15 protein-coding genes are annotated in these 15,376 nt (G+C 67.9%); 12 read left to right on the forward strand and 3 right to left on the reverse strand.

Annotated elements, in window-relative coordinates:
• Nucleotides 1-15 precede the first annotated feature (15 nt).
• Both BACI349Y_RS00690 and BACI349Y_RS00695 read right to left on the reverse strand, forming a co-directional pair.
• Nucleotides 16-252 (reverse strand): hypothetical protein, encoded by a 237-nt coding sequence (locus BACI349Y_RS00690; protein WP_141158887.1) that lies wholly within the window; start codon nucleotides 250-252, stop codon nucleotides 16-18.
• A gap of 124 nt (nucleotides 253-376) precedes the next feature.
• Nucleotides 377-1,603 (reverse strand): pyridoxal phosphate-dependent aminotransferase, encoded by a 1,227-nt coding sequence (locus tag BACI349Y_RS00695; RefSeq protein ID WP_159629560.1) that lies wholly within the window; start codon nucleotides 1,601-1,603, stop codon nucleotides 377-379.
• A 152-nt stretch (nucleotides 1,604-1,755) separates the two neighbouring features.
• Here BACI349Y_RS00695 and BACI349Y_RS00700 point away from each other — a divergent pair, with 152 nt between their 5' ends.
• Both BACI349Y_RS00700 and BACI349Y_RS00705 read left to right on the forward strand, forming a co-directional pair.
• Nucleotides 1,756-2,679 (forward strand): AEC family transporter, encoded by a 924-nt coding sequence (locus tag BACI349Y_RS00700; RefSeq protein ID WP_159629562.1) that lies wholly within the window; start codon nucleotides 1,756-1,758, stop codon nucleotides 2,677-2,679.
• A 52-nt stretch (nucleotides 2,680-2,731) separates the two neighbouring features.
• Nucleotides 2,732-3,817, forward strand: coding sequence for an ATP-dependent DNA ligase (locus BACI349Y_RS00705; protein WP_159629564.1), 1,086 nt, complete (start codon nucleotides 2,732-2,734; stop codon nucleotides 3,815-3,817).
• A gap of 119 nt (nucleotides 3,818-3,936) precedes the next feature.
• On the opposite strand, the gene BACI349Y_RS00710 is transcribed toward BACI349Y_RS00705, so the two are convergent.
• Nucleotides 3,937-5,256 (reverse strand): MFS transporter, encoded by a 1,320-nt coding sequence (locus BACI349Y_RS00710; protein WP_159629566.1) that lies wholly within the window; start codon nucleotides 5,254-5,256, stop codon nucleotides 3,937-3,939.
• 233 nt (nucleotides 5,257-5,489) lie between these two features.
• Between BACI349Y_RS00710 and BACI349Y_RS00715 the strand changes: the two genes are divergently transcribed.
• From BACI349Y_RS00715 to BACI349Y_RS00760, 10 genes are all read left to right on the forward strand, one after another.
• Entirely contained in the window at nucleotides 5,490-6,353 is an 864-nt protein-coding gene (locus BACI349Y_RS00715; RefSeq protein ID WP_201302370.1) for an IclR family transcriptional regulator, read from the forward strand.
• 155 nt (nucleotides 6,354-6,508) lie between these two features.
• Complete coding sequence (locus BACI349Y_RS00720) at nucleotides 6,509-7,390, forward strand: shikimate dehydrogenase (protein ID WP_159629568.1); 882 nt, start codon at nucleotides 6,509-6,511, stop codon at nucleotides 7,388-7,390.
• Nucleotides 7,390-9,261 (forward strand): bifunctional sugar phosphate isomerase/epimerase/4-hydroxyphenylpyruvate dioxygenase family protein, encoded by a 1,872-nt coding sequence (locus BACI349Y_RS00725; RefSeq protein ID WP_159629570.1) that lies wholly within the window; start codon nucleotides 7,390-7,392, stop codon nucleotides 9,259-9,261. Before BACI349Y_RS00720 ends, BACI349Y_RS00725 begins: the two co-directional genes overlap by 1 nt.
• Nucleotides 9,262-9,319: 58 nt before the next feature.
• Nucleotides 9,320-10,192 (forward strand): protocatechuate 3,4-dioxygenase subunit beta, encoded by an 873-nt coding sequence (gene pcaH, locus BACI349Y_RS00730; protein ID WP_159629571.1) that lies wholly within the window; start codon nucleotides 9,320-9,322, stop codon nucleotides 10,190-10,192.
• Nucleotides 10,193-10,197: 5 nt separating this feature from the next.
• Complete coding sequence (pcaG, locus tag BACI349Y_RS00735) at nucleotides 10,198-10,755, forward strand: protocatechuate 3,4-dioxygenase subunit alpha (RefSeq protein ID WP_159629573.1); 558 nt, start codon at nucleotides 10,198-10,200, stop codon at nucleotides 10,753-10,755.
• Nucleotides 10,752-12,230 (forward strand): lyase family protein, encoded by a 1,479-nt coding sequence (locus BACI349Y_RS00740; RefSeq protein WP_159629575.1) that lies wholly within the window; start codon nucleotides 10,752-10,754, stop codon nucleotides 12,228-12,230. The genes pcaG and BACI349Y_RS00740 overlap by 4 nt, the downstream gene beginning before the upstream one ends.
• Nucleotides 12,223-13,041, forward strand: coding sequence for an alpha/beta fold hydrolase (locus BACI349Y_RS00745; RefSeq protein WP_159629577.1), 819 nt, complete (start codon nucleotides 12,223-12,225; stop codon nucleotides 13,039-13,041). Before BACI349Y_RS00740 ends, BACI349Y_RS00745 begins: the two co-directional genes overlap by 8 nt.
• Nucleotides 13,038-13,478, forward strand: coding sequence for a 4-carboxymuconolactone decarboxylase (pcaC, locus tag BACI349Y_RS00750; protein ID WP_159629579.1), 441 nt, complete (start codon nucleotides 13,038-13,040; stop codon nucleotides 13,476-13,478). The genes BACI349Y_RS00745 and pcaC overlap by 4 nt, the downstream gene beginning before the upstream one ends.
• Nucleotides 13,475-14,689 carry a thiolase family protein gene (locus tag BACI349Y_RS00755; RefSeq protein ID WP_159629580.1) on the forward strand — a complete coding sequence of 405 codons (1,215 nt, stop codon included), beginning with the start codon at nucleotides 13,475-13,477 and terminating at the stop codon, nucleotides 14,687-14,689. Before pcaC ends, BACI349Y_RS00755 begins: the two co-directional genes overlap by 4 nt.
• On the forward strand, nucleotides 14,689-15,375 hold the full coding sequence (locus tag BACI349Y_RS00760) for a 3-oxoacid CoA-transferase subunit A (RefSeq protein ID WP_159629582.1): 687 nt from the start codon (nucleotides 14,689-14,691) through the stop codon (nucleotides 15,373-15,375). The genes BACI349Y_RS00755 and BACI349Y_RS00760 overlap by 1 nt, the downstream gene beginning before the upstream one ends.
• The last annotated feature ends 1 nt before the right edge of the window (nucleotide 15,376 follow it).

Consider the following 15,376-nt stretch of genomic DNA (forward strand, 5'->3'; position numbering starts at 1 on the left):
CGTCTTCCGGACCTGCTATGCCACCCGCCAGACGCTGCACTCGTCCGTATTGATTGCTTTGCGCACGCCGCTGATGCGGTCCAGGATCCAGACCACACCGATGCCGGGCGCTGTTTCCTGGACGCTGCCGCGGCGGATCACCACGTCGTCGTAGGAGGGCCCCACCGACAGGCGGGCTTCGATTTCATCGCCGCGGTGGAGCTGGTCCAGGGCGCGGACTCTTGTTACATGCGTGGTCGCTTTCTTCAACATCGCTGGGGCCTCCTGGCTGGAGCTGGTGCCGGCTCTTGCCTGCACTACCAAGTGTGGGCCTGGAATGTTGCGTACCGGTTTCCCCGCGGTTAGGGCCCGGTTAGTTCTTCGCGCCGCCGCGGTTTCAGGCCACGGCCCCGCTCCGGTAGGCCGCCAGGAACGTGGAAATCCTCCGGACGGCTTCCTCGATGTCCAGCACCGAGGGAAGGATGACAAAGCGGAAGTGGTCCGGCGCAGGCCAGTTGAAGGCCGAGCCGTGGGAGACCAGGATCTTTTGGTCCCGCAGCAGGTCCAGGACGAATTTCTCGTCGCTCTCGATCGGGTACAGCTCCGGGTCCAGGCGCGGGAACAGGTACATGGCGCCCGACGCCGGGACGCAGGTGACGCCGGGAATGGCCGTGAGCAGTTTGTGGGCAAGGTCCCGCTGCTCGCGCAGCCGGCCCCCCGGCTTCACCAGCGCGTCAATGCTTTGGTAGCCGCCGAGGCAGGTCTGGATGGCGTGCTGGGCGGGAACGTTGGCGCACAGGCGCAGCGACGCGAGCAGTTCCAACGCTTCACGGTAGGCGGCGGTGGCAGCCAGCGGGCCGGTAATGGCCACCCATCCGGCCCGGTAACCGGGCATCCGGTAGGCCTTGGACAAGCCGCTGAACGTCAGGCAGCACACGTCCTCGGCCACCGCGGCGGTGTGGATGTGCGTGGCGCCGTCGTAGAGCACTTTCTCGTAGATCTCGTCGGAGAACAGGACCAGGTTGTGCTTCCGGGCCAGCCCGGCGAACTGCTCCAGGATGTGCCGGGGGTAGACGGCGCCTGTGGGGTTGTTCGGGTTGATGATCACGATGCCCTTGGTGCGGTTGGTGATCTTCGCTTCCACATCGGCCATGTCCGGCCACCAGTTCTCCGCCTCGTCGCACACGTAGTGGACGGGCTTGCCGCCGGTCAGGGTCACGGCGGCCGTCCACAGGGGGTAGTCAGGTGCCGGGACCAGGATTTCGTCGCCGTTCTCCATGAAGGCCTGCAGGCACATGGAGATCAGTTCGCTGACGCCGTTGCCGATGACGATGTCCTCGACCCCAATGTTCATCAGGCCCCGGGTCTGGTAATACTGCGAGATGGCGGTCCGGGCCGTGAAGATGCCCTTTGAATCGCTGTAGCCCTGGGCGCCGCGAAGGTGGTGGATCATGTCCACCACCACGGACTCGGGCGCTTCCAGCCCAAAAGGCGCGGTGTCCCCAAGGTTCATCTTGAGGATCCGGTGCCCTTCGGCCTCCATGTTCTTGGCGGCCTCAAGGATCGGCCCGCGAAGTTCGTAGCGGACGTTCCGGAGTTTGCTGGAGTGTTGCATGGCGCGCATGGTTGATCTTTTCATAAAGCACGACGGCGGGCGGCGGGGGAGGCCACTCCGTGGACGCCTGCTGGCACAACGCACCTTATTCGATAAGTTGTGAACTTGTAGTACTGCCTTCCTGCGGTGGTGCACGGCGGAACGGGAAGGAAGTACCCCACGTGGGCGGTGTGCTGATCGGACTGGCGGTGATCGGCGTCGTCATTGCCGCCGGATACGTTGCCGCGCGCTGCGGCCTGGGCGATGAACCCACCATCAACGCACTGACCCGCACGGCCTTCTTCATCACCAACCCGGTCCTGCTGTTCACGGTGGTGTTGAAATCGGACCTGTCCGTGGTCTTTTCCGCTTACGTTCCGCTAGCCATGATTACGGCGACGGCCACCGCGCTGTTATACGTGGCCGCCAGCCGGATCTGGTTCCGGCGGCCCCTGGCTGAGACCGCAGTGGGTGCCATGGCCGGCTCCTACGTCAACGCCAACAACATCGGCATCCCCATCACGCTCTATGCCCTGGGGGATGCAACCCCGGTGGCCCCGGTCCTGCTGGTCCAGCTCCTCCTGTTCGCCCCGCTGGTCCTGACTCTTCTTGACCTCAGCGAAGCCGGCCGGTTCTCGCCCCGGCTGATGCTCACGCAGCCCTTCCGCAACCCGATGATCATCGCCTCGCTCCTGGGTGTGGTCCTGGCGGCGTTCCACGTGGAGTTGCCCGCCCCGGTGATGGCGCCGCTCACCCTGCTGGGCGGTGCTGCTGTCCCGGTGGTGCTGCTGGCTTTCGGCATGTCGCTGCGCGGAACCAGGATGCTCCGGAGCGGCGGCCACACGGCCGAAATCCTCACTGCCACGGCACTGAAGTCCGCTGTGATGCCGGCGGTGGCGTTCGTCGTCGGACGTTTCCTGTTCAACCTGGACCACCACATGCTCCTGGGCGTGGTCCTCATGGCAGCGTTGCCCTCGGCCCAGAACGTGTTCCTGTTCGCCAGCAAGTATGGGCGGGGCGTGGCCGTGGCGCGCGAAACCATCCTGCTCTCCACGGCCGCCGCTGCGCCGGTGCTGGTGCTGGTCGTGTGGCTGCTGGCGGCCTGAAGCGGGCGCGCCGCCCTACCGCCCGGGCCACCGGCCGGGCAAGAATGGGCACATGGAACTTCCCGTGATGCCGCCCGTCCCGCCCATGCTTGCCAAGGCCGTCAGCGGCATCGACGGTATTCCCGGCGGCGGGGACCTCAGCTACGAACCCAAGTGGGACGGCTTCCGGTCGATCATTTTCCGTGACGGCGATGACCTGGAGATCGGCAGCCGCAACGAAAAACCCATGACGCGGTACTTCCCGGAACTCGTGGCCGCGCTCAAGGAGAACCTGCCCCCGCGCTGCGTGGTGGACGGCGAGATCATCCTCGTGGGGGCGTCCGGGGACAGGCTCGACTTCGACACCCTGCAGCAGCGCATCCACCCTGCCGCCAGCCGCGTGAAGCTCCTGGCGGAACAAACCCCGGCAAGCTTTGTGGCCTTTGACCTCCTGGCCCTCGGCGATGAGGACTACACCGGCAGGCCCTTTGCTGAGCGGCGCGCTGCGCTGGAGAAGGCGCTCGCCACGAGCAAGGCACCAGTGCACCTCACCGCGGCCACCACGGACAAGGACACGGCCGGGCACTGGTTCGAGCAGTTCGAGGGGGCCGGGCTGGACGGCATCGTGGCCAAGCGGCTGGACGGCCGGTACGAACCCGACAAGCGGGTGATGTTCAAGGTCAAGCACGAGCGCACCGCGGACTGCGTGGTGGCCGGCTACCGCCTGCACAAGAGCGGGCCGGACACCATCGGCTCGCTGCTGCTTGGGCTGTACAAGGACGACGGCGGCCTGGCCAGCGTGGGAGTCATCGGCGCCTTCCCGATGAAGCGGCGGCAGGAGCTGTTCCAGGAACTCCAGCCGCTGGTGACCGATTTCGACAACCACCCCTGGGCCTGGGCCAAGCAGGAAGAAGGCGAGCGGACCCCGCGGAACGCGGAGGGGAGCCGCTGGAGCGCCGGCAAGGACCTGTCCTTCGTTCCGCTCCGGCCCGAACTGGTGGTGGAGGTCCGCTACGACCACATGGAGGGTGACCGGTTCCGCCACACTGCCCAGTTCAGCCGCTGGCGGCCGGACCGGGACCCGGAATCCTGCACCTACGCGCAGCTGGAGGAGCCGGTGAACTTCGACCTCGCCTCGGTGCTGGAGACAGGGCGGTAGCCGGAGACTGGCCCAGTCTTAACGGACTGGCCCAGTTTTAACGCCGGAGAGCCCGCCATGTGGGGGAATGGCGGGCTTTAGGGCCTGAAAACCGGGCCAGTCTGTACGCGGCGGACGGCCTACTTCAGGCCGAGCTGCTTGGTGGGGGTCCGGAAGGATTCCTTTGCGGTCAGGGCCGAGACAGCGGCCACCGCGCAGATGATGGCAGTGAAGATGCTGATCTGGACCCAGCCGCCGGGCTTGATGCCGCCCATGGCAGCCACGATGGCGGGCGCGAACCCTGCCATCAGGAAGCCCAGCTGGGTTCCGATGGCCAGGCCGGAGAACCGGACCTTGGTGCTGAACATTTCGGCGTAGAAGGAAGGCCAGACGGCGTTGGCCGCCGCGTAGCCGCACGAGAAGTAGCCGATGGCGGCCAGGAACATCAGCGGGACGCTGTGGGACTCCAGGCTCAGCAGGAAGACGGGGGTGAGGACCGCGCTGGCCAGGGCGCCGTAGATAAAGACGGGCTTGCGGCCGATCTTGTCGGCCAGCATTCCGAAGAGCGGCTGGGTGCCCAGGGCCACGATGTTGGCGGCAACCACCAGCCACAGGGTGGTGGTGCCGTCCACGCCGGCAACGGTCTTGGCGTAGCTGATGGCCAGGGTGCCGAAGACGGTGGAGACGGCGGCGATGAAGGCGCAGCAGATCACGCGGAGCACGTCGCGCCAGTGGCCCTTGAGCAGGTCTGCCACGGGCAGCTTGGCGATCTGTGCGTTCTTCCGGGCTTCCTCGAAGGCGGGCGGCTCGTGCAGGGTGCGGCGGATGAGGAACGCCACCACAACCACCGCGGCGCTCAGCCAGAACGGGATGCGCCAGCCGATGCCGAACTTGATCTCGTCCGGCAGGGCCAGGACGGGGATGAACACCAGGGCTGCGAGGATCTGGCCGCCCTGGGTGCCGGTGAGGGTCCAGGAGGTGAAGAAGGAGCGGCGGTTGTCCGGGGCATGCTCCAGGGTCATGGAGGAGGCGCCGGCCTGCTCGCCTGCCGCGGAGAGGCCCTGGCAGAGGCGGGCCAGCACCAGCAGCGCCGGAGCCCACCAGCCGACCGTACGGAAGTCGGGCAGGCAGCCGATGACGAAGGTGGAAGCACCCATGAGCACCAGGGTGAACATCAGGACTTTCTGCCGGCCCACCCGGTCGCCGAAGTGGCCCAGGATGATGGCGCCGATGGGACGTGCCACGTACGCGAACCCGAAGGTTGCGAAGGACATGATGGCGGCGTTGGCATCGGCGTTGGGGAAGAAGACCGTGGGGAAGATCAGTGCTGCGGCCGAGCCGAAGATGAAGAAGTCATAGTATTCGACGGCGCTGCCCAGGAAGCTGGCGAGGGCGGCCTTCTTGGGTGTCCCGGCGGAGGTGAGGGCACCCGCCCCTGCGGACGGAAGTGTCTTGCTCATGGTGTTCCTTTGGTGTGACGACATTGTCGCGGATGGATCTGGGGGGTCGCAGCCGCCGATGCCTTGGTGCGGGCGGGGGATGCGGCTGGAGTCCGGTGCAAAGACCCGGCAGTTGTAGCCACATGGTGGGAGCTACTTTTGCGATACAGAAACTATGACTGTGAGGGCAGTCACCTGTCAAGAAAATAATCACCATCTAGAAATAGCTCTCACATTGTGGCAACATCGAATGCATGAGTGTGAACCAAACCACAGCGGTCAATGAAGAATCCGCTGCCGCCGCCCGCGCCGGAGAGCCCGTGAATGCCATGCCGCCGGAAGGCAAAGTGGGCGCCCGTCCCGCCGACCGCACGGACATGGTGGGCAAGGCCCTGGGGCTGCTGGTCCTCCTGGGTGATGAACCCCGCGGTGCCAGTGCCGCAGAAATTTCCCGCCGCGCCGAACTTCCCTTCAGTACCACCTACCGCCTGCTGGGCTCCCTGACCCGCGACGGCTTTGTCGACTACGAGCCGGACGGCCGCCGCTACCACCTGGGCCTGCGGATCTTCCAGCTGGGGCAGCGCGTCTCCAACCACCATGGCTTCGCGGGTACGGCCATGCCCATTCTCCGCCGTGTCACCGAGCAGACCGGCGAGGCCACCATCCTCAGCGTCCGCGACGGCCTGCACCACCTGACCGTCAGCAAGGTGGACGGGCCGCAGACCTTCCGCGTGACCAGTGACCCCGGCCACCTCGGCTCGCTCTCGACCACCGCCGTGGGCAAGGCCCTGGTGGCTTTTGCCGAGGATGCGGAACGGGAGAAGCTACTGGCGGAGCTCCCGCTGGAGGCGCTGACTGACAAGTCCGTGACGGACCGCCGCGCTTTCCGGGCTGAGATCGAAAAGGTCCGCCGGCAGGGTTACGCCGTCATGGACGAGGAGAACGAGGCGGGGATGCGTGCCGTGGCCGTGCCGCTGCTCAACGACCAGGGGCACGCCTTCGCCTCGCTGGCAACTGCCGTGCCGGTCTTCCGGCTGGACCTTGAGGGGCTGGTGGCGCACGTTCCCCTGCTCCAGGAAGCCGCCGCCGAACTGGCGGCCAGGCTGCCGCAGCGATAGCACCAAGGGGCCAGCAACCGTCCCCGGGGCGACACCGTGTTCGCATGAAGAACAATAGTGCGATAAGTGAACATTTGTTGTACCGTAATCCCTATCACCCCGCAGCGCGGCCGAGTTCCGCGCCTGCCCGGTGCCGTACCAAAGGAGCTGCACGCATGAGCAATCGAACTGAGTCCTACCTTGTAGGGCTGGTTGGTGATGGCGTTACGCCATCGCTCACGCCGCCCATGCACGAACGGGAAGGTGACGTGCAGGGCCTGCGCTACCTGTACCGTCCCATCGACCTGCTGGAACTGGGGCTGACCGGGGAATCGGTGGGCGCCATCCTGGACAGTGCCCGCATCCTGGGCTTCAACGGCCTGAACATCACCCATCCCTGCAAGCAGCTGGTCCTGCAGCACCTGGATGAGGTCAGCCCGGACGCGCGCCGCCTCGGTGCCGTCAACACCGTGGTCATCCGGGACGGCCGCTTCATCGGCCACAACACCGACTTCTCCGGCTTCGCCGCCGCCCTCGCCTCCGGCCTTCCAGGCGCCCGGCTGGACCGCGTGGTGCAGCTCGGCGCGGGCGGTGCCGGGTCCGCCGTCGCCTATGCCCTGCTCAGCGCAGGCGTTAAATCCCTGGACCTGGTGGACATGGACCCCGCCAGGGCCACCGCACGGGCTGCCGAGCTGCAGGGCTTTTTCCCGGACAGCACCGTCACGGCCCGCACCACGGCGGAGCTGCCGCAGCTGATGCCGCTGGCCGATGGCCTGGTGCACTGCACTCCCGTTGGAATGGCAGCCCACCCCGGCGTCCCGCTGGACCTTGACCTGCTCGAGCCCCGGCACTGGGTGGCGGACATCGTCTACCGCCCGATCGACACCGAACTGGTCCGCGGCGCCCGCGCCAAGGGCTGTGAGGTCCTGGATGGCGGCAGGATGGCAGTGGGCCAGGCCGCCGACGCGTTCCGGATCTTCACCGGCCTGGACGCCGACCCGGAGCGCATGCGCTCGCACTTCCTGGAGCTCGTGGCCGCCGAGGAGGTGGCCGCCTGATGCGCACAGGAATCGCCACGGTCTGCCTCTCCGGCACCCTGAAGGAAAAGATGCAGGCCTGCGCCATCGCCGGCTTTGACGGCATCGAAATCTTCGAGCAGGACCTGGTCACCTCACCGCTCAGCCCCGAAGACGTGCGGAAGATGGCAGCGGACCTGGGGCTCGGCCTGGACCTGTACCAGCCCTTCCGCGACTTCGACGGCGTCACCCCGGACCTGCTGAAGGCCAACCTCCGCCGCGCCGAGGCCAAGTTCAAGCTCATGGCCCGCCTGGGCATGGACACCATCCTGGTGTGCTCCAACGTTGCCACCGCCACCATTGACGACGACGCCGTCCGCGCCGAACAACTGGCACAGCTCGCAAACCTGGCGGGGGACCACGGCGTCAAGGTGGCCTATGAGGCCCTGGCCTGGGGCAAGTACGTCAACGACTACGAGCACGCCTACCGCCTGGTGGAGATGGTGGACCACCCCAACCTGGGAACCTGCCTGGACTCCTTCCACATCCTGTCCCGCGACTGGGACACGGCGCCGATCGAGGACATCAACCCGGACAAGATCTTCTTCGTCCAGGTGGCGGACGCCCCCAAGCTCTCCATGGACGTCCTGTCCTGGAGCCGCCATTACCGCGTCTTCCCGGGCGAGGGGCAGTTCGAGCTGGCCAAGTTCATGGGCCACGTGGTCCGCGCCGGCTACACCGGACCCGTGTCGCTGGAGGTCTTCAACGACGTCTTCCGCCAGTCGGACGTCGAGCGCACCGCGGTGGATGCCATGCGGTCCCTGATCTGGCTGGAGGAGCAAAGTGCCAAATGGCTCGCCGGCACCGAAGCCGCGCCCGGCAACGCAGCCGCGCTCCGCCGTCGTTATCCCATGGAACTTGCCACGCTGCCCAAGGTCAACGAACCTGCCGGCTTCAACTTTGCCGAGGTCAAGGCGGACGATACCGCCCAGCTGGAGAAGCTCCTGGGCCAGCTCGGGTTCCAGTTCGAAGGCCGCCACCGCACCAAGGACGTCCAGCTGTGGACCATGGGGCAGGCCCGGGTCATCATCAACGAGCAGGCCGCGCAGCATGCGGAACCGGCCATTGCCGCGCTGGGGTTCGACGTTGATTCCCCCGTGATCGCCTCCGCCCGCGCCCAGCAGCTCAAGGCCCCCGTGGTGGCCCGCAAGGTCCAGGCGGACGAGGAAGTGTTCCAGGGCATCGCCGCGCCGGACTCCACCGAGATCTTCCTCTGCCAGGGCAGCCCGGACGGAACCGCGGCGTGGACGCACGAATTCGGGGAAGGGCTGGAACACCCGTCGGCAGGAGCCAGGGCGGTCATCGACCACGTCAACCTGGCCCAGCCGTGGCAGCACTTTGACGAGGCTGTCCTCTTCTACACCAGCGCCCTGGCCCTGGAGCCCCAGCCGTTCGCCGAGGTGCCCAGCCCCAACGGCCTGGTCCGGTCCCAGGTCATGCAGACCTCCGACGGCGCCGTGCGGCTCGTGCTCAACCTGGCACCCATCCAGCAGGCACGGAACCAGGCCCGCAAGACCTATCAGGAACACATCGCCTTCGCCGTGGAGGACTTGGTGGCCACCGCCCGGGCCGCCCGGGACCGCGGCCTGGAATTCCTGCAGATCCCGGCCAATTACTACGAGGACCTGGACGCGCGGTTCGACCTGGAACCGGGATTCCTGGCCACGCTGCAGGAACTCAACCTGCTGTTCGACCGGGATGCCGAGGGCGAGTTCCTGCACTTCTACACCGCCACCGTGGGCAGCGTGTTCTTCGAAATGGTCGAACGCCGCGGCGGCTACGACGGCTACGGCGCCCCGAACGCCCCGGTGCGGCATGCCGTCCAGTACGACTCGCTGCACCGCACCACCTAAACCCGCACCACCCAGTACCCAGACGCAACAAACCCAACAGATCAGAAAGGAGCCAGCCGTGAAGGAAGACATCAACGCCGAGCTGGAGTCGGAGGAGCTCGTGCCCCCGGCCGAACCCAAGGCTGCCCACCAGCCCCTGGACAAGGCCATCGAGTCGCAGGCGGACCTCAGCGCAGAGATCAGCGCCATCGGCGAGGCTTACCGGCGCGCCCTCAAGGACGGCGGCCAGCCGGAGATCCAGCCGCGCCTGGACTACCCGCCGTACCGCAGCAGCATCCTGCGCCACCCCACCAAGAGCCTGCAGCACGCGGACCCGGAAACCATCGAGCTGTACTCGCCGGCGTTCGGGCACCAGGACGTGCACGCCCTGGAATCGGACCTCACCATCCAGCACAACGGCGAACCGCTGGGCGAACGGATCATCGTCTCCGGCAAGGTCCTGGACGGCGACGGCCGCCCGGTGGCGGGACAGCTCGTGGAAATCTGGCAGGCCAACTCCTCCGGCCGCTACATCCACAAGCGTGACCAGCACCCCGCGCCCATCGACCCCAACTTCACGGGCATCGGCCGCTGCATCACCGGCCCGGACGGCTCGTACCGGTTCATCACCATCAAGCCCGGCGCCTACCCGTGGAAGAACCACCTGAACGCGTGGCGGCCGGCGCACATCCACTTCTCGCTGTTCGGCACCGAGTTCACCCAGCGGATCATCACCCAGATGTACTTCCCTGGCGACCAGCTGTTCCCGCTGGACCCGATCTACCAGACCATCGTGGACCAGGACGCCCGCGACCGGCTGGTTGCCACCTATGACCACAGCATCACCGAACCCGAATGGGCCCTGGGCTACAACTGGGACATCGTCCTGACCGGCCCGAAGCGGACCTGGACCGAAAACGAGGCGCTTGGCGCCGCAGGCGACGAGGAGTAGGAAAGATGAGCACCAAACTGGTACCCACCCCCGGCCAGACCGTGGGCCCGTTCTACGGCTACGCGCTCCCGTTCGAGAAGGACAACGAACTCCTGCCCCCCGGCTTCCCGGGCTCCATCCGCCTGCAGGGCACCGTCTACGACGGCGCCGGCCACACCATCCCGGACGCCATCCTGGAGATCTGGCAGCCCGACGCGGACGGCAAGGTTGTCCAGCGCACCGGTTCCCTGGTCCGGGACGGCTACACCTTCACCGGCTGGGGCCGCGGCGCCGTGGGCAACTCCGGCGTCTTCACCTTCACCACCGTCAACCCCGGCCCCACCAAGCCGGGTGCGGCCCCGTTCATTTCCGTGGCACTCTTCGCCCGCGGCCTGACCAACCGGCTGTTCACCCGCATCTACCTGCCGGAGGACACCGAGGCACTGGCCAATGACCCGCTGCTGAGCTCGCTGGAGCCGGAGCGCCGCGAGACGCTCATCGCCCGCCGCGACCCCGACGGCGGCCTCACCTGGGACATCCGCCTCCAGGGTGAGGGCGAGACGGTCTTCCTGGACTTCCAGTGACCCACGCCGCCGCTTTGGGAGACCTGCGCGCCTTCGCGGAAGAGGCCGACACCGGCCTGCTCACCCCCGTCTCAGCGTCGCCGTTGGTGGCGGCGCTGACGGGGGACCGGGCAGTGCTGGCGGCCATCCTCGCCGTCGAAGCCGGCTGGGCCGCCGTGCTGCAACGGGCCGGGCTGGCACCCGCCGGTTCGGCCGCCGTCGTCGCCTCCGCCGCCGAGGCGGGGCGCTACGACCTGGCCGGTATTGCGCTGCACGCCCAGGGCGGCGGCAACCCGGTGATCCCGCTGCTGGCGGACCTTCGGAAGAACGTGGCAGCCCTCGATGCCGCCCAAGTTGGTGCCGCGAAGGCCGTGCACACCTCCCTGACCAGCCAGGACGTGCTGGACACTGCCCTGATGCTGCTGGCCCGCAACACCGTCCACGCGGTGCTGGCGGACCTGAAAGGCACCACGACGGCGCTCGCGGACCTTGCCGGGCAGCATGCGGGCACGCTGTGCGTGGGCAGGAGCCTGACACAGCATTCGCTGCCTTACACCTTCGGGCTGCGGGCCGCGCAATGGTTCCAGGGCGTGGCCGCCGCGGGGCGGCAACTGGAAAACCTGGAGTTCCCGGTCCAGTTCGGCGGGGCGGCGGGGACCCTCGCTGCCGGAACCGTGCTGACGGATGGCTCCCAGGCCACGCCGTTTACCCTGGCCGACGCCCTGGCGGCCCAGCTGGGCCTGGCCCCGGCCGCGGCTCCCTGGCATACCAACCGCCTGGCCATCACATCCCTGGGCCATGCGCTGGCATCCGTGCTGGACGCCTTCGGCAAGATCGCCGCCGACGTCCTGTTCCTGAGCCGGCCCGAGGTGGCTGAAGTCGCCGAGCCGCGGGCGGCCGGGCGCGGCGTCTCCTCCGCCATGCCGCAGAAGCAGAACCCGGTGCTGTCCGTCCTGGTCCGCAGCGCCGCGCTGCAGGCACCGCAGCTGGCCGCCCAGCTGCATGTGGCTGCCGCCAACTTCAACGACGAACGCCCGGACGGCGCCTGGCACACCGAATGGGCGGCCCTGCGCCAGCTGCTGGCCCTGGCCCTCGGCGCCGCTGGCCACATCCGCGAACTCGCCGGGGGGCTGCAGGTTTTCCAGGACGCCATGCGCCGCAACCTTGACCTGTGCGGCCCGCTGCTGCTGGCTGAGGGCGTCAGCGCCGCGGTGGCCCCCCTGCTTGAGGAAAGGGACGGCCGCAGCGGCAAGCAGCAGCTGCAGGACGTGGTGGACCAGACGCTGCAGGCGCCCCCTCCGGAGCAAGCCGCCACCTACCGCAAGCTGTTCCGGGACGCCGTCCCCGCCGCCGTCGTCCCTGACGCCCGGCTGGAGGAGCTCCTGGACCCCGCCAGCTACCTGGGCCAGGCGGCGGAGATCGCCCGCCGCGTCCTGGCCGCCTTTCCCGAATTCACTTCCCCTACCACCGACGCGAATGGAGCCTCCCGTGGCTAAGCCGGCCTTGAAAGCAGCACTGCTGTCCCCGCAACGTCCCCTGGGCGACCACCCCTTGATGGTGGTGGGGCCCTCCCTGGGCACCTCGTCGATCCTGTGGAACAGGGTGGCGTCCCTGCTCGGCAACGACTACGACGTGGTGGCCTGGGACCTTCCCGGCCACGGCGTCTCACCCGCCGCCACCGAAGCGTTCGACGTCGCCGCGCTCGCTGACGCCGTCGTGGACCTGGTGGACTCCATCGCCCCCGGTGAAAACTTCCACTGCGCAGGAGTCTCCCTGGGCGGCGCCGTCGGCCTTGAGCTGGGCATCAAGCACGGGGAACGGCTGAAGAGCCTTTCCGTGCAGAACAGCGGCGCCAAGATCGGCACCCCCGAAGGGTGGCTGGAGCGCGCCGAGACCGTCCGCACCCAGGGCACGCCGGTCATGATCCAGGGGTCCGCGGAGCGCTGGTTCGCGCCGGGCTTCATGGACCGGGAACCCGATTTCAGCAGCCGCCTGCTGCACGCCCTGCGCGACGCCGACCGGTTCAGCTATGCCTTCTGCTGCGAGGCGCTGGCCGCATTCGACGTCCGGCAGGAGCTGGGCAGCATCACCGTCCCCACCCAGGTCATCGCCGGGTCCCTGGACGGCGTCGCCACGCCCGCCATGGCCGAGGAAGTGGCAGCGGGAATCACCGCCGGGGGCGGAACCGCGACGGCGGTGACCGTGGAGGGCATCTCCCACCTGGCACCCGCCGAAGCTCCGGCACACGTTGCGGACCTGATGCGCAGCCTGGCCAGCTGGGCCGAATCACGGCAGGCCGCCCAGTGAGCGGCGCTGAACACGACGGGGCGCAGCGCCACGGCGTGGTCCAGCCCGGCGCCACCAGCCAGGAAATCTACGACGGCGGCATGGTGGTCAGGCGCGAGGTGCTGGGCGACGCGCACGTGGACCGGGCCAACGCCAACAAGGACGAATTCACCGACGACTTCCAGGACATGATCACCCGCATTGCCTGGGGCGGAATCTGGACCCGGCCCGGCCTGACCCGCCAGATGCGCTCCGCGGTCACCATCACCGCCATGGTGGCGCACGGCCACTGGGAGGAGCTGGCCATGCACATCCGCGCCGCCCTCCGGAACGGCCTCAGCAGGGATGAGATCAAGGAAATCCTGCTGCAGACCGCCATCTACTGCGGAGTCCCCTCCGCCAACACCGCCTTCAAGACCGCCCAACAGGTCTTTCGAGAAATGGACACCACCCGATGAACCAGGCTTTTGTGTACGACGCTGTGCGCACCCCCTTTGGAAAGTTCGGCTCCGGCCTCGCCGCCGTCCGTCCGGACGACCTTGCCGCGCACGTGATCAAGGAATCCGTCAAGCGGGCGCCGGGACTTGATGTTGAGCGGATTGATGAGGTGGTGTTCGGCAACGCGAACGGGGCGGGTGAGGAGAACCGCAACATCGCCCGGATGGGCACGCTGCTGGCCGGGCTCCCGGTTTCCATCCCGGGCACCACGGTGAACCGGCTCTGCGGTTCCTCCCTGGATGCCGCCATCATCGCCTCCCGCCAGATCAACGCGGGCGACGCCGACCTGATGCTCGTCGGTGGCGCCGAGTCGATGTCCCGCGCGCCCTGGGTGCTGCCGAAGACGGAGAAGCCGTACCCGGCCGGTGACATGACCCTGGCGTCCACCACGCTGGGCTGGCGCCTGGTGAACAAGGCCATGCCCAAGGAGTGGACCATTTCCCTGGGCGAGGCCACCGAGCGGCTCCGCGAGAAGTACGGCGTGACCCGGGAGGCGCAGGATGAGTTCGCCGCCGCCTCGCACAACCTGTCCGCAGCCGCCTGGGACGAGGGCTTCTACGACAACCTGGTCGCCCCGGTCCCGGGCACGGACCTGGTGCGCGACGAGGGCATCCGGGCGGGTTCTTCGGCGGAGAAGCTCGCCGGGCTCAAGACCGTGTTCCGGGCGGAGAACGGCACGGTCACCGCGGGGAACGCGTCCCCGTTGTCCGACGGCGCCTCCGCGGCCTGGATCGGGTCCGAGGCGGCCGCGGGGCTGCTGGGGCTGGACCCGCTGGCGCGTATCGCCGGGCGTGGCGCGCACGCCAACGATCCCCAGTACTTCGGCTACGCCCCCGTCGAGGCCGCGAACAAGGCCCTCGAAAAGGCGGGCATCGGCTGGGAGCAGGTGGGCGCTGTCGAACTTAACGAAGCGTTCGCCGCGCAGTCCCTGGCCTGCATCAACGCCTGGGGCGTCGACCACTCGATCGTGAACCGGCACGGCGGGGCGATTGCCATGGGGCACCCGCTGGGTGCTTCCGGGACCCGGATCCTGGGCACCCTGGCCCGGTCCCTGCAGGCCTCCGGCGAACGCTGGGGTGTCGCTGCCATCTGCATCGGCGTGGGGCAGGGCCTGGCCGTCGTGCTCGAAAACGTGACCGCCGCCGGAACCAACACGGGAAAGGACCAGTAATGCTGACCTTCGTAGATTCGGTCCAGGACGCCGTCGCCGGCATCAAGGACGGCTCCACCGTGATGATCGGCGGGTTCGGCAACGCCGGCCAGCCGTTCGAACTGATCGACGCGCTGCTGGACTGCGGCGCCACTGACCTGACCGTGGTGAACAACAACGCCGGCCAGGGAGACCAGGGCCTGGCCCTGCTGATCAAGGAAGGCCGGGTGAAGAAGATGATCTGCTCCTTCCCGCGGCAGTCCGATTCCTGGCATTTCGACGCCAAGTACAAGGCCGGCGAAATCGAACTCGAACTGGTGCCGCAGGGCAACCTGGCCGAGCGGATCCGCGCCGCCGGCGCCGGCATCGGCGGGTTCTTCACCCCCACCGGCTACGGCACCATGCTCGCCGAGGGCAAGGAAACCCGCATCATCGACGGCCGCGGCCAGGTGTTCGAGACCCCCATCCACGCCGACGTCGCCCTCATCAAAGCCCTCAAGGCCGACGGAAAGGGCAACCTCGTCTACCGCAAGACCGCCCGGAACTTCGGCCCCATCATGGCGGCGGCCGCCAAGCAAGCCATCGTCCAGGTTTCCGAGATCGTCCCCACCGGGGCGCTGGACCCGGAGAACGTGGTCACGCCGGGCATTTACGTCAACACGGTTGTCCGGGTCCCCGTGTCAGCCTCAGCAGGAAAGGTGGCTTGAG

This window comes from Arthrobacter sp. 8AJ, assembly GCF_902506025.1.
Lineage (GTDB): Bacteria > Actinomycetota > Actinomycetes > Actinomycetales > Micrococcaceae > Arthrobacter.

Coding starts and splice junctions, on each gene's coding strand:
- BACI349Y_RS00690 (WP_141158887.1), bottom strand. CDS start 252: ATGTTGAAGAAAGCGACCACGCATGTAACAAGAGTCCGCGCCCTGGAC.
- BACI349Y_RS00695 (WP_159629560.1), bottom strand. CDS start 1,603: ATGCGCGCCATGCAACACTCCAGCAAACTCCGGAACGTCCGCTACGAA.
- BACI349Y_RS00705 (WP_159629564.1), top strand. CDS start 2,732: ATGGAACTTCCCGTGATGCCGCCCGTCCCGCCCATGCTTGCCAAGGCC.
- BACI349Y_RS00710 (WP_159629566.1), bottom strand. CDS start 5,256: ATGAGCAAGACACTTCCGTCCGCAGGGGCGGGTGCCCTCACCTCCGCC.
- BACI349Y_RS00715 (WP_201302370.1), top strand. CDS start 5,490: ATGAGTGTGAACCAAACCACAGCGGTCAATGAAGAATCCGCTGCCGCC.
- BACI349Y_RS00720 (WP_159629568.1), top strand. CDS start 6,509: ATGAGCAATCGAACTGAGTCCTACCTTGTAGGGCTGGTTGGTGATGGC.
- BACI349Y_RS00725 (WP_159629570.1), top strand. CDS start 7,390: ATGCGCACAGGAATCGCCACGGTCTGCCTCTCCGGCACCCTGAAGGAA.
- pcaG (WP_159629573.1), top strand. CDS start 10,198: ATGAGCACCAAACTGGTACCCACCCCCGGCCAGACCGTGGGCCCGTTC.
- BACI349Y_RS00755 (WP_159629580.1), top strand. CDS start 13,475: ATGAACCAGGCTTTTGTGTACGACGCTGTGCGCACCCCCTTTGGAAAG.
- BACI349Y_RS00760 (WP_159629582.1), top strand. CDS start 14,689: ATGCTGACCTTCGTAGATTCGGTCCAGGACGCCGTCGCCGGCATCAAG.